The sequence below is a fragment of the Paenibacillus sp. V4I7 genome (assembly GCF_030817275.1).
Classification (GTDB): domain Bacteria; phylum Bacillota; class Bacilli; order Paenibacillales; family NBRC-103111; genus Paenibacillus_E.
Genome location: NZ_JAUSZD010000002.1, coordinates 6,503,849 through 6,517,567, shown reverse-complemented (window position 1 = coordinate 6,517,567; position 13,719 = coordinate 6,503,849). Strand labels below are relative to the sequence as shown.

13 protein-coding genes are annotated in these 13,719 nt (G+C 41.9%); 10 read left to right on the top strand and 3 right to left on the bottom strand.

What is annotated here, in order from left to right:
* Positions 1-83: 83 nt before the first annotated feature.
* Together QFZ80_RS30545 and QFZ80_RS30540 are read right to left on the bottom strand one after the other, a co-directional pair.
* Positions 84-521 carry a hypothetical protein gene (locus QFZ80_RS30545; RefSeq protein ID WP_307551931.1) on the bottom strand — a complete coding sequence of 146 codons (438 nt, stop codon included), beginning with the start codon at positions 519-521 and terminating at the stop codon, positions 84-86.
* 244 nt (positions 522-765) lie between these two features.
* Positions 766-972: a hypothetical protein gene (locus QFZ80_RS30540; protein WP_307551933.1), complete on the bottom strand. Its 207-nt coding sequence runs from the start codon at positions 970-972 to the stop codon at positions 766-768.
* Between the two features lie 69 nt (positions 973-1,041).
* Here QFZ80_RS30540 and QFZ80_RS30535 point away from each other — a divergent pair, with 69 nt between their 5' ends.
* The 7 genes from QFZ80_RS30535 (at position 1,042) to QFZ80_RS30505 (ending at position 9,731) form a co-directional block, all read left to right on the top strand.
* Entirely contained in the window at positions 1,042-3,360 is a 2,319-nt protein-coding gene (locus tag QFZ80_RS30535) for a sensor histidine kinase (protein ID WP_307551935.1), read from the top strand.
* The gene (locus QFZ80_RS30530; protein WP_307562461.1) at positions 3,357-3,989 is read left to right on the top strand and encodes a response regulator transcription factor; all 633 of its coding nucleotides are present in this window, start codon (positions 3,357-3,359) and stop codon (positions 3,987-3,989) included. Before QFZ80_RS30535 ends, QFZ80_RS30530 begins: the two co-directional genes overlap by 4 nt.
* A 16-nt stretch (positions 3,990-4,005) precedes the next feature.
* On the top strand, positions 4,006-4,926 hold the full coding sequence (locus QFZ80_RS30525) for a polyprenyl synthetase family protein (RefSeq protein WP_307562460.1): 921 nt from the start codon (positions 4,006-4,008) through the stop codon (positions 4,924-4,926).
* Positions 4,927-5,132: 206 nt separating this feature from the next.
* Positions 5,133-6,263, top strand: a complete 1,131-nt coding sequence (locus tag QFZ80_RS30520; protein ID WP_307562458.1) for a glycoside hydrolase family 88/105 protein — start codon at positions 5,133-5,135, stop codon at positions 6,261-6,263.
* Positions 6,241-7,743, top strand: a complete 1,503-nt coding sequence (locus tag QFZ80_RS30515; protein WP_307562456.1) for a response regulator transcription factor — start codon at positions 6,241-6,243, stop codon at positions 7,741-7,743. The genes QFZ80_RS30520 and QFZ80_RS30515 overlap by 23 nt, the downstream gene beginning before the upstream one ends.
* Entirely contained in the window at positions 7,740-9,476 is a 1,737-nt protein-coding gene (locus QFZ80_RS30510) for a sensor histidine kinase (protein WP_307551945.1), read from the top strand. Before QFZ80_RS30515 ends, QFZ80_RS30510 begins: the two co-directional genes overlap by 4 nt.
* Before the next feature lie 90 nt (positions 9,477-9,566).
* The gene (locus tag QFZ80_RS30505) at positions 9,567-9,731 is read left to right on the top strand and encodes a hypothetical protein (protein WP_307551947.1); all 165 of its coding nucleotides are present in this window, start codon (positions 9,567-9,569) and stop codon (positions 9,729-9,731) included.
* Between the two features lie 307 nt (positions 9,732-10,038).
* Here QFZ80_RS30505 and QFZ80_RS30500 read toward each other — a convergent pair whose 3' ends face one another.
* Positions 10,039-10,800: an MBL fold metallo-hydrolase gene (locus QFZ80_RS30500; RefSeq protein WP_307551950.1), complete on the bottom strand. Its 762-nt coding sequence runs from the start codon at positions 10,798-10,800 to the stop codon at positions 10,039-10,041.
* Between the two features lie 186 nt (positions 10,801-10,986).
* Between QFZ80_RS30500 and QFZ80_RS30495 the strand changes: the two genes are divergently transcribed.
* From QFZ80_RS30495 to QFZ80_RS30485, 3 genes are all read left to right on the top strand, one after another.
* A complete protein-coding gene (locus QFZ80_RS30495) occupies positions 10,987-11,436 on the top strand; it encodes an Lrp/AsnC family transcriptional regulator (RefSeq protein ID WP_307562454.1) in 450 nt (149 codons plus the stop codon).
* Between the two features lie 258 nt (positions 11,437-11,694).
* Positions 11,695-12,528, top strand: a complete 834-nt coding sequence (locus QFZ80_RS30490; protein WP_307562452.1) for a helix-turn-helix transcriptional regulator — start codon at positions 11,695-11,697, stop codon at positions 12,526-12,528.
* A 95-nt stretch (positions 12,529-12,623) separates the two neighbouring features.
* A complete protein-coding gene (locus QFZ80_RS30485; RefSeq protein WP_307562450.1) occupies positions 12,624-13,613 on the top strand; it encodes a quinone oxidoreductase family protein in 990 nt (329 codons plus the stop codon).
* The last annotated feature ends 106 nt before the right edge of the window (positions 13,614-13,719 follow it).

Below are 13,719 nucleotides of genomic sequence, written 5' to 3'. Positions count from 1 at the left end.
TGGTTATCCCATGCGCCGCAGCGTTTTTTATTCTTGTAGGGTCGTGAAAGCAGGTGCGCGCTTCGGCATGATGGCTTTCCTCGTTATCTTTTCTTCCTGTTATTCTTAATTAGCGTCATTCTTCTGGAATGACGCAACCAAGAATAATAGGATCGTAAGTCACGCAATTCCATGGTTTTAGACATAAATCCGAGGAAGGTGATGACAATCATTCTGTGTAAGGGTTTGCCGATCAGATCCGTTTCATTTTCTACCTCAATAAATTGGACAACCATTAGTAAATCATCATCGATAACGTATACTTCTTCTTCGTTGCGGTAGTAGGGCGCTATGTTGCCACTCTTAAGCTTATCCCATAAATAGTTACATATCTCCTCAAGCTGTGTTTGTTCACTTTCCACACGAGTGATCCATCGACTATGGGCATGATGCGTGATAACAATATCGACGATCTTTTTATCAGCTAGTTCGATATAGAAGGGCTCATAGGTACTCCATCGGTTCATTATTTTATCTTTCATACCTTGAACTCCTTTCTTCTCATCCATTCAAAGAATCGAGTGCCATTTTCCATATATATACTTATTATCATAAAGTTAACTTGTTGTAAGGGCATCACATAAATCATTTCACTGATTTCAACCTATTTTTCATTCTTGTGCAAAACACGCAAAAATCTTTGCAAGAAAACGAAAAAAGGATTGCATGATTAGCTGAAGGCTAATTATGCAATCCTTTTTTAATTTGGTAAAATACTACTAGGAACTACCACCATTCACATTTGGGTTCCACTAGTTCTTTCTGCCTAGTATGTGCAGGACGGTTAAATGTTCTTACCGCTGCGGAAAATTCTTCTTTAGATAATGATAATGAGTGTGTAGTTAACAAAGTGTTTGCATCTTCGCGACGATCAACGCGTTTCATCATGCGAACGTTTTGCTGCAATTGCGGGGTTAACTGAATGATAGGCATAGGGTCACTCCTTTCCCGAGCGATTGGACTACAAAAGTATTATAGCAAATAAATGGAGGATGTTGGAGGATGAGAAATAAATATGCAATAGGCTTGTGCGTGTCAATTTTCATAGTGTTGCAGATTTGGTGCTCGTTCATTACCTTTCATTTCCCTTATATCGGTATTTATCTGGAAAATACGCCAGAGCAGCAATGGGTTATCAAGGAGATCGATCACGAAAGCGCTAGTTCGAAGCTTGATGTCAAGGTTGGGGATATCGTCAAGCAGGTGGACGGCAAGCTTCCCGATGAATTCTTATACGTTCAAAAGTGGAAAGTTACAGAGCGTGCTCAAAACTTGCTGATTTCAAGAGGCGGAAGTGAGCATAAAGTCGAAGTGAACGTGGATAGCCCTATTGCCCGTGATATGATTCCACTAATAGAGGAATTTGTTTGTCTGTTCATGGCTGGTTTGCTTGTTATGAAAATGCGCCATTCTCCATCAGCCAGGATGCTTTCGGCTGTTTTTCTGACTATGGCTATCATTTTTATGAGTCTTGGCGCTTCTATTCGAGGGGATGCTATTGGAAAGCTGTTGATCGCCAGCTTTATGATGGTTTTGCCGATTGTCTTTTTGCATTTCTTAATTGTCTTTTTCAAGGAAAAAGGCGATATCGAATTACCAACTCGAATTTTAAAATATTTGTATGCCATTGCAATTATTGCCCTTGGTTTAAGGAGCGGGTACTTTTACCCTTCGATGGTCACGTTTTTCCAATATGATGGCTCTGTAACCTTGATTTTTTTCATTATTGGCTTTGTTATTAATATGAGTGTCTTAACATTCCTGTATGTTAAAGTTCGGAAACAACAATCCTACGTGTCCAGTATTATCAATAGCGTATGGTTGTCATTATTGATTTCTTTTTTACCGGTGATCTGCTTCTCTATTCTTCCAAAATTAATTATGGGAGAACGCATTTTAAATGCGATATACACAAGCTGGATTATTTTATTTTTTCCCATCTCTTTTGCGTACTTGATCGCCTCCAACCAGTTGTATGATATCGGTCTTGTTGTCCGGCGCTTCTTGTTCGCTGGCCTGCTGTCCATTTTACCGGTAAGCCTGTTTACAGGGGCCTATGTTTTCTTATTTCGCCATATCGTGGAAGAAAAGCAAATTCTGTTCATTTTCGTCGGATTGATGCTGCTAGTTTCCACGGTACTGTATGCAGCTGAATATGGGATTACACGACTGGAACCCTTTTTGTTCCCGAGAAAATTCGCCCTGCAGTCGGCTTTGAAGAAAATTTCCAAAAACCTTGGAACCATTTCCAGTTTCCGTGAGTTGAAAGAGATTATTCTCGTGGATATTGTGGGGACACTTCAGGTGATGGGTGGAGCCATTGTGTTCCAGTATAAGAATGATAACGAGATCATTTACGAAGGGGAAATAGATACCTCAGAAGTTCAGCAGCTTATCAAATCGTCATCCATACTCGACCATCCATCTTACACATGCATGGTGATGAATAGTCATGAAGAGTATACGAGCTATTTGATTATGACACGTAAAAAGACGAACACACTTCTGTCAAAAGAAGAAATTCAATGGCTGCATTTAATTACATCCTATTTGGAAGTTAGTTTGGAAAATGTCCACTTGATCCGCAAGTTGACGGTCAGGCTGCAGCAATTTGCTTCCGAGCTCCCTCATGAAACGGCTGCGAATGATATTTTATGGTTTCGTAAGGTGATGTTTGAACTTCAGGAAGAGGAACGAATTCGAATTGCTAACGATCTTCATGATACGACGATGCAGGATCTTTTCTTTCTCAAAAGAAGAATTTCCTCTCTTGCAGATAAGTCAACGATGCATCAAGAAGATCAGTTGCAGTTGAAAAATATGAATAATTTTGTGGAAATGATCAATGCTAGCCTGCGCCAAAGCTGCTTTGAGTTAAATCCCCATTTGCTAAAAGAGGTAGGTCTGATTCAAACGTTGAAAATGTACTTGGAAAAGGAGTCCTATACAACGCCATTTGAGCTTGAATTTCAAGCAGGACATGCTGCTGTCATCGAAACCAAAGATTTGCTTACTAAACGGCATATATTTCGAATCGTCCAAGAGCTGCTTAATAATGCAAAAAAGCATTCTCAGGCAACTAAAGTTACCTTTCAGATCGTGGAAAGAGACAATAATTTTCGTTTAATTTATGAGGATGACGGTGTGGGATTTCATGACAGAGACGGAGTTCACCCGGAAATTGGCGCATCAGGCATGGGGATCGAACAAATGAGAAGCAGAGTCTTGCACGTGGGTGGACGCTTTGAGCTCAACACGCAAAAAGGAAGTGGAACGAAGTTTATCATCACGATACCCACCGAGGAGATGATTTCTGCATGATTGAAGTCGTTAAGACATTAGTTGTAGACGACCATCCTTTATTTGCACGTGCGACCAAATCTTTGTTAGAAGAGATAGATGGTATTGAAGTTATCGGCGTTGTCTCTAATGCCAAGCAATGCTTGGAACAAGTGGAGCTGCATCAGCCGGGTCTCGTATTTCTAGATTATCAACTTCCTGATCAATCCGGCACAGAAGTCGCTGCCCAGTTAAAGGACATATATCCGAATATGCATATTGTTATTTTTACGGGAATCGATGTGTCTGGCATCTTGAATAAACTAATCGAAATCAAAGTAAGCGGCGTTCTATCGAAGGAGTCGAGTGAACGAACGATTAAAAATATGGTGAATTGTATGTTGGATGGCCATACGATGCTGCCGTTATCATTCTTTCATCAGATGCAATTAAGTGGGGAATATACGAAGGATGACTGTGTGCTACTAGAGGAAGAAGTACTCATGATGAACATGTTGGTTAAGGGGGCGACTCACGAACAAATTGCGGAACGGATCTTTATGAGTAAGCGAACCGTCGATAATTATTTACGCAAGATTTATGACAAATGGGGCGCCAAATCAAGAACGGAAGCATTAGAAAAGTTTATTAAAAGCAAATATTACACATAAACTCAGGGAGGAAACGATGCAGGACATCAAGGAACATATGCACCGTGTTATTGATGACTATATTTATGTAGAAGATTTAAATGCTCATCTTAAATCTTTTATTGACGATAAAGAAAAGGAAAACTGTACATGGTCTAAGATCACGATTTGCGCGCACAAGATGTTAGGAGGAGATTCGCCTCACATTCATCGCATTGCTGCGGTGACGGAACTGGTCATTCTAACCTTGGATATTATGGATGATTTGCAGGATCAAGATCAAGGGACTAAGCCATGGATGCAATGCCCACAAGCCATTACGTTGAATGCTGTTATGGCGCTTTTCATGGGATTTATAGGTGAATTAGGGCACTTGCAGGTCAAAGATAAGATGCTAGTCGAGGTAAGTAAAATCATTTCGAGATCGATTAATGGCCAACAAAAAGATATAACCAATGCGATATCAACGGTAGATGACTATTTGATGATGACGCAAGAGAAATCAGGTTCCTTATTCCGGTTTGCCTGTTTCATGGGCTATTCCTCTTTAGCGTGCTCGGAGGAAACCATTGAACAGCTTCATCAATTAGCTGACTGTATTGGCCTTATTCATCAAATTCAAAATGATATGAGAGATCTAATTCGGTTTGATGTGAAAAACGATTTGATTGGAAAGAAACGAACGCTTCCTGTGTTGTATTTACTATCCATTGAAGATGCGGCATTTAGCCAATTGAAGGCGTATTATGATGGTGAAATTACGGCAGACTTCCTTTTGGAAGAGAAAGATGATTTTTTGCAAATGATTCATGATTCCGGATGTATGGAATATGCACGAATTGTTCAATCCGTCTGCATTCAAAAGGCGGAAGAGATTTATGAGAATTTGCAAGCTATCTCTCCTTGGAAAGAAAGGTTTAAGCAAATTACGTACGAGAATTTTTTGGATGCTGATTAAGTGGTCAATGGACAGGCGGCATTTGCGCCAATGTTTGGTAATAAGAAAGGCGCTGCAGGGTGCCAAGAGGTAAGTTCGCCTCTTCGCACATTGCAGCGCCTTTCAATCATAAAATAGTCACACGGAACGAAAAAATGTTAAATTTCAATCGCTGGCATTGTCTGATAAAATTTAGATGGAGTCGGTTTCTTCTAGGAGGAGTTCATATGTCTACGAAATGGTCAATTCAAATGTCCGAATCATTCATGCAGCAATATCCGCTCGTATCCGATATGCCGTTTCAGCGAAGAAGATGCTGGAACTATGAAAACGGTTGTATGCTGACTGCATTTGAACAAGTATGGCGCAAGACAGGGGATTATCGCTATTTCGATTATATCAAGACGAATATGGATTTATTTATTAAACCAGATGGAAGTATCGAGACGTATCGTCTCGAAGAATATAACGTAGACCAAATTAATCAAGGTAAGTCTCTGTTCCTGCTTTTGGAGCAGACAGGTGACGAGCGATATCGCAAAGCGCTAGAACTATTGGTGACCCAGATGAAAAGCCATCCGCGTACCTCGGAAGGCGGGCTTTGGCATAAAAAGATCTATCCCTACCAAATGTGGCTGGATGGCGTCTATATGACTTCACCGCTGCTAGCGCGGTATGCCCAAGCCTTTGGCGCTTCGGAATGGTTCGATGACGTGACCCATGAGATTCTTCTGATGGAAAAACATGCACGAGACCCAAAGACTGGCCTGCTGTATCACGGTTGGGATGAGAGCAAAGAACAGTCCTGGGCAGACAAGGAATCGGGCTGTTCACCTCACTTCTGGGGGCGGGCACTCGGCTGGTATGTGATGGCGATTGTGGATGTGTTGGACTTTTTACCGATCGATCATCCCAAAAGGGGTCTCGTGATTGGGCTCTTTTATCGGCTGGCGGAAGCTATTGCTCGTGTCCAAGAACCGGAATCCGGGTTATGGTATCAAGTGCTTGATGAAGGGGAGCGGGAGGGGAATTACCTGGAAGCCTCCGGATCTGCGATGTTCGTGTACGCCTTAGCCAAGGGCGCTAGAAAAGGGTATTTGAGCGATTCCTTTTTACATGTTGCGCGCAATGGTTTCCAAGGTCTGTTAACTCATTGCGTGGAAAAGGATGCGGACGGCTCACTGCATGTGAACCAAATTTGCAGCGTCGCGGGATTAGGAGGAACACCTTACCGTGATGGCTCTTACGCCTATTATATCAGCGAGCCTGTGCGTAGGGATGACCCTAAAGGGTTTGCTCCTTTCGTGATGGCATGCCTGGAAATGGAGGAATCCAGTGTTTCAGATCCTCATCGTTGATGACGAGCACATCGAAAGAGAAGGTATCAAGCTATTAATTCATAAATATAAGCTGCCCTTATCAGTGATGGAAGCTGAGAATGGCGAAGAGGCATTGGACATTCTGGCATCGCATCCCATCGATATTTTGTTAACAGATATCAAGATGCCTTTTATGGATGGGCTTGAATTATGCAGAAGGGCAAGGGAACAGTTTCCCGAGTTGAAAATTATCATTTTCAGCGCGTACGGGGAGTTCGAATATGCGCAAAGAGCGATTCATTATCACATTTTTGCTTATCTGCTTAAGCCGATTGACGTGAATGATTTCATTCGTGAGTTTACCCATGTGATTGAGCTTTGCCAAAAAGACCAAGAACAAGAAAAGGAACATTTATTGCTGGAGTTGATCAATAACGGCCAGCAAAATGCATGGCTAACTCAGAAGCTTGCTTTATCAGGCATCGATTTTAGACAGAAGTATATCCAGATGATTCTGATTGATTTTACCCAGCCTGTATTTGATGCCGAGCATGATGAGCTTCCAGACAGGGTTAAGGAAGTCATTTCTGCACCTATCGAATATGTCAATTTGAATGAACATCAGAGCTTACTCTTCGTTCTATATGATAGGAATGCATGGAATGGGGAAGAGCAGCAGCTTCTAGGGAGCAAGCTCAAAGATAGCATTACGGGCTTGTATGATGATACGGTCACGCTTGTTGTGGGGAGACATGTATGCTCGGAAAGCGAACTAGCGCAAGAGTTTAGGCTGATGGAGAGCGTGCTCGAATATAAGTTTTTCTTTCAGGAAAGCACGGTGTTATATACGGATGAAAGTCAGGGCAAAGAAGATTTGTCCGACACCATCCCGAAGCTGATGGAAACAGTTTATTGGCATTTGGATATGAAGGATGACTTTGGTTTTCGCAAAGGCGTTGAGCTGTTTTTTAAGACCATTGATGGCAGCGGGCAGCATTCAGCTATTTATATCAAGTACATGTGCATTGAATTGGCCAAGAAAATGTGGGAAACGGCTGGAAAAAGTGACAACCATGCGTTTAAATCCGTCGTTGAGGCTATCTTTGGGTGTAAATCCTTAACCGAATTGAAGGGGCAGATTCAATCTGTTATGGCTTTGATAGGCAGAGAAACTGATGTGCATAGTACGGAGTTTAGTAAGAAAGTGATTAAGGATATTTTAAAGCTTATTGATGACAACTATATGTCGGATATCAGTCTGAAATGGATTGCGGATAAGGTGTTCCTCACCCAGACCTATCTTAGTTATTTGTTCAGTAAGGAAGTGGGGCAAACGCTTGTTAAGTACATTACGCTTGTTCGCATGCACAAGGCAGAGGAGCTTTTACGCAAGACGAATTTGACGATTGCGGATATTAGTCACCAAGTCGGTTTCATGAATAATTCGTATTTCTGCAAAATTTTCAAACAGTATCATGGGCAAAGTCCAGCCAAATTCCGTGAGATGAAGAGCTCATGATGAGAAGATTCCTTGCTTATTTTCAAAACTTGAGGTTCAAGCAAAAGCTGTTTATTTCCTATATGATTGTTTCTATTATTCCCGTTCTCGTGCTAGGGCTGTTTTCTTACCATCAAGCCAGCAGCTTTCTATTGCAGCAAGCAAAACAAAATTTAGACGGGGCGATCAGTCAAATTGCCGAGACGATAAACTATCGGGCGAAGCAGCATGAATCGATCATTAATTCGATTACGCAAAATGTGGTGTTTAAGCGGATTTTCATCGCAAATGATGGTGATTTTCCAGTGCTGTATCGCGATTATGTGGATCCGTTTTTTAGTAATATTCTTGATTTTAATACAGATCTTCTACAAATTTCTGTGTTTACCGATAATCCGTCCATTCTGCGCGGGGAGTATATCTTGCCGCTGGGTTTGACGAATGATTTGCAGTGGGTGAATCGAGAGGTTAAGCCGCAAGAAACTCAGTGGAACATTAGGAATGGCAAGCTGTTTGCCACCCGAGCGTTTGTTGGTGAAGAGGGTGTGCAAGTAGGGAAGCCTCCGGCTGTTTTATTTCTCAGCATTGATGGGGATAGCATGTTTCAAGACTTGGATGACATTAAAACGAACGCCTACGGGGTCTTGATCCTAGATAAACAGGGAAATCCGATTCTGTCCAAAAATGTCCGAATGGATGCCAAGCTCCCTATAACAACTTTGATGCCAAAACAGTTAAGCGATAAAGTGGGCTCATTTACTATGAACCATACCGATTATATGTACATCACGGCGGACATCCCGGAGTCGGGCTGGAAACTCGTTTATTTTACACCCAAGAACGGGATTTCAGTGGATGCCAAGAGTATTGTCAGTGCGACAGCGCTGATTACCGTGATTTGTTTGGCGATATTGCTGCTTATTATTTGGATGTTTTCCAACACATTCGTCAAACGGATTATTAAGCTCAATAAAAAAATGATGATCGTTGAAAATGGTAATTTAAAGATTGATGTGACCAGCCAGTCCAAGGATGAAATCGGCCAGCTGACCAACCGTTTCGGCAACATGCTGACCAATATTAACACACTTATCGAAGAGGTTTATCAAAGCAAAATTACGCAAAAAGAGGCGGAGCTCAAGGCGCTGCAGACTCAGATTAATCCGCACTTCCTGTATAATACGTTGTCCATCATTAATTGGAAAGCGCTAGAAATCGATGCCATGGAAATCAGCCAAATTACAAATACCGTATCCAGATTTTATCGGACTGTGCTAAATAAAGGGAGAGACTTTATTCCTGTCCGAAATGAGCTCGAGAATGCCAAGGATTACATGCATATTCAAAGCATTATGCACAATTATAATTTTGATTTTAGTTGTGAAGTCGAGGAAGCGCTGCTGCGCTATGACATGATTAACCTTATTTTTCAGCCGATTCTCGAAAATGCGCTGGAGCACGGCATCGACCAGCTGCGCAAGGGAAGCGAAAGAGGCCGAATTGTGCTCCGAGGTTACATGATTGGAGAAGATCTGGAATTTAGCATTGAAGACAACGGGCCGGGTATGAACGAGGAGCTTGCCGAAGAGGTTCTTCGGATGCATACAACCGGGTATGGGTTGAGAAATGTCCATGACCGTATCCAGATTCGTTTTGGCCAAGGATATGGGTTGCGAATTCATAGTGAAGTGGGCAAAGGTACGAAAGTTTACCTGACTTTTCCTGCCTATACGGCAGTAGTTACTCCGACTTAGTTATGCTAATAAAGAGCAGTCTAAAACTGAAAAATAGTTTTACCAGGACTAGAAGCCGCTAGAGCACGTGGACGCAAGGGCGGTCGCCCTATGACGGATAAGAAGAAGCTAGACAAAGCAATCAAGCTGCATGAAAGTAAAGAGTTTACGGTAACGCAAATTGAGGAAATGACAGGAGTAAGTAAGGGTTCGCTTTATCGTGAACTTAATCGAAGGAAGCAAGAAGAAGTAACGCATGTGACAGAGACAGTTTGAGAGCCTGAGGACTGATATTAGTGAGAGCAACCCACAAGGATAGGGCGGCTCTTCTATGTATGTCTGCGGGTAAGTACGAGATTACAACTAGACCCTATCCCAGTACCTAGCCATTCAATTTTTATTGCAACATTAGAGTTTAACCTCGTTTTACCTACGAGAAAATTTTATCGCATTTAGGCTGTACGTACAGGGCGGCTTCTGAAAGGAACGATCAGGTTAATAGATAAGTAATCAATCTCTGGAAAGAATGACAAGACCCTAGAAGGCTAGGGTCTTGTAGGGTTTTGGTTTCATTAACCTAACACTAAAACGCAAAAGATTCCCCATCATTTGGAATCAGGACATTTGAGGAAATTCCTCTTTCGTTTGTATAACTTTTCAATTCTTCCCTTGATAATGTCCAATGATTAACTGCTTCCATATGGACAGAAATAATTTTCGCCTCAGGGGCGGCTGTATAAACATTGTAGATATCCTCTTTCCCCATTACTAAAGAACCACCTTGAAGGAATTGATTATCTCCTCCATTTACAACAATGATTTCCGGTTTGTGTTTATCGATTGCTTCCTGAACAGCTTCATACCAAACCGTATCTCCAGCAATATACAATGTTTTCTCACTTGGGTGCTTAAAGACAACACCGCAAACATGTCCAGCAAGTTGTAATATTTCTCCTCTTCCGTGTTCGCCTTTTGTTTTAACTAATTGAATATCTCCAAAGGCTGAATTTTCTTGTAGCACTTCTACATTTTGAAAACCAGAGTTTCTTACTTCTGTTGCGTCTTCTTCATTTTGTACAAACATTTTAATATCTTTTGGTAAGACCTCTTTAGCCGTGTCGTCCCAATGGTCTAAATGTAGATGAGTAACAATCACAGCATCTAAGTTGCTGATAATATTGTCAACCGAGATTGGTAAGCTAACCAAAGGATTGTTTTGATCTTGTCGCAACGAATTAGGGAAAGGTGGGTAAATACCTTTTTCCCCTAAAAAAGGGTCGATTAAAAACTTCTTCCCTGCATACTGGACAACAAGTGTCGCATTTCGAATCAGTTGTATTTTCATGTGTAATGGACTCCTTTTTGATTTGGGTATAGTTTGCTCAACGGTCAGTATCAAATACATGTTCCCTTTCTCAACTTTGGGATAAGGGTTAATGTATAATTAAATGATAAATGACATCTTGAATAAATTCGATGCTTCAATGAAACACTTTTTCATTATTTCATTTCACGGTGAAAGGATTATTATATGCAACTTGATCAAACTGATTATCAGATCCTTCGGTTACTAACCGAAAATTCAAGGATTCAATGGAAAGACTTAGGGGAACAAATTCATATGACTGGACAAGCAGTAGGCAATCGTATCAAAAAACTTGAGGAAAGCGGTGTAATTACAGCCTACTCCCTTATAATCGATGAAATGAAACTAGGACTTGTTTTTACAGCATTTGTAATTATTCATATGAAAACAGCAAATCACGATTCGTTTATTCGTTTTATAACCGATCAAAATGAGGTAGTAGAAGCACACCGAATTTCTGGTGAAGGCTGTTATCATTTAACGATAAAAGTTTCATCCCCAGATCAACTGAACCTTTTTCTTAATAAACTTCTCGATTATGGGAACTACAGTTTGAATCTGTCCATACAAAAAATCAAACAAAGCAGTACGTTGACCGCCGTACCAAATAAATAGCAAGCGCTTTGTTATTACTAAAAACTCAGAGCAAACACTATTCCTTCGGACACATACACGTTTGTTGTCACTGTCTACTCGACACATGCGGAGTGCTTAAAATTGATGGTTCTGAATCAATAAATGAGATACAAGCGAAACGACAGAGATGTCGTTTTTTTATTAATATCTGTATAATAAAAACTGACACGTAGAGATTGTAGATTCAGAATGTTCATGCTGATAAATTGAATTGATCGCGAAGAAGGAGGCTGTGGAATGTCTTCAGAAAATCAAAAAGTTAAAATACTCGGAGACTTTTTAAAATCCCGCCGGGAACGGATCAAGCCGGATCATGCCAGCATTGTCGGTCGGTTTGGCAGAAGGAGAACGCCGGGATTACGCAGAGAAGAGGTTGCCCATCTTGCGGGGGTAAGTATCACTTGGTATACCTGGCTTGAACAAGGCAGGGCCGTCACCGCCTCAAGGGAAGTGATCGAGAGCGTCGGCAAAGCCTTGCAATTATCTTCAGAAGAACATCTTCATTTGCTTCGTTTGGCAAATTATGGCGGAGGGGGAGTCTCTTACCCGAACGCTAAGGAAATATATCCGGACCTTCAGAACATTATTGACCAATTGCACTATCCGGCGATCATCGCGAACAATCGAACCGAGGTATTGGCCTACAATCGGATGGCTTCTGAAATCATTGCGGATTTCCATGCGATTCCATTTGAGAAACGCGTGATGACACGATTGATATTTACCGATCCAAACCTACGCAATCAGCTGGCGAATTGGAAGGAATTTGCCGATTACACGTTAGGGGTATTTCGTTCGAATTTTGACCAAAAGGCGGACGATCCCTGGTTTGAGGAATTCGTGCTGCAGATGTGCAAGGAAAACGAGGAGTTTCTAACGCTATGGCGTTTGCATGATGTGCAGCAAAAGAAAGCCATACATTTCACAATTGATCACCTCGTCGGAGGGCGATTATACTTTCAATTGAATTCCTTTTCTAATTTTAACGGCAATGGAAACCTACACTGCTGTATATTTACTCCCATTGCAGGTACCGACACTGAGCAAAAATTATTGTATATTCGAAAATAAGCATGTTAGTCTGGATACCTGTATAACTGCAAACTGGTTACCTCCTTGGTCGTCAAATATAATGGAATTATTCGCAATCAAGGAGGATACAGAAATTGAAAGCTATCATTATTGATCGACCAGGAGGACCTGCAAATTTGCAGCTGCGAGAAAAGCCGGATCTTCAACCAGTCCCCGGTATGCTGACCATTGACGTTGCTTATGCTGGAGTAGGTTATTTCGAAGTATTGCTTAGCCGCGGTGATTTCATTTCCGCTTTTCCGATGCCGCTTACTCCCGGTTTGGAAGTGTCGGGATATGTACGTGCCATCGGTGAAGGAGTAGAGGGTTTCTACGTTGGTCAACCCGTTGCCTCGATGACACTGCATGATCTTAACGGCTTTGCTTCAATGGCGAATGTACGACCAGATCTGACGGTTCCGTTAGATCAATTAGGAGCTGACCTCGACTTAGCGACAGCCGCAGCCTCCATTGTAAATCTGACAACCGCTTATCTGGCTATAAAAGATGTTTATAGAATGAAAACGGGCGACGATGTACTCGTTCATGCAGCGGCTGGCGGGCTGGGCAGTTTTCTAGGGCAAATGGCAAAACGTTTGGGAGCAGGCAAGGTATTGGGAACCGTCGGAAGCGCCGGGAAAGTAAAGCTGGCCGAATCCCTCGGATACGATGAATTATTTATCCGATCCGATTTTGTGGAGCAAACCCTTCAGGCAACCGGACGAAAAGGCGTTCATGCCGTCTTTGATCCTGTCGGGGGGAATATGCGCAAACAAAGCTTAGAGGTGCTTTGTCCGTTAGGCCAACTGGTTGTAGTTGGAAACGCAAGCGGAGAAGAGGATGTTATACATTCTTATAATCAAATATGGTTTTCCAACAAACAGTTCGCAGGTTTTACATTAGGCGGATACAGCGACAGTAATCCTGTGGAGACTGGGAAAGCGGCGCGAGAAGCGTTAGGTATGCTGGCAAGAAAAGAAATACATGCGGAGATTCAAGGCGTGTATCCTCTGGAAAATGCCGCAGAGGCACTTGCTCTTTTGGAAGAGAAGAACACGGTCGGAAAACTGGTTTTGCAAATATAAACCTGACCTCGCTTGAGTAATTGTGGGAAGATCTCGATCCACGAGCAGAAGAAGTAACACCTGTTTGTTAGGCGATGATGCCTGACTGATGCAGGTGTTTTTTTAT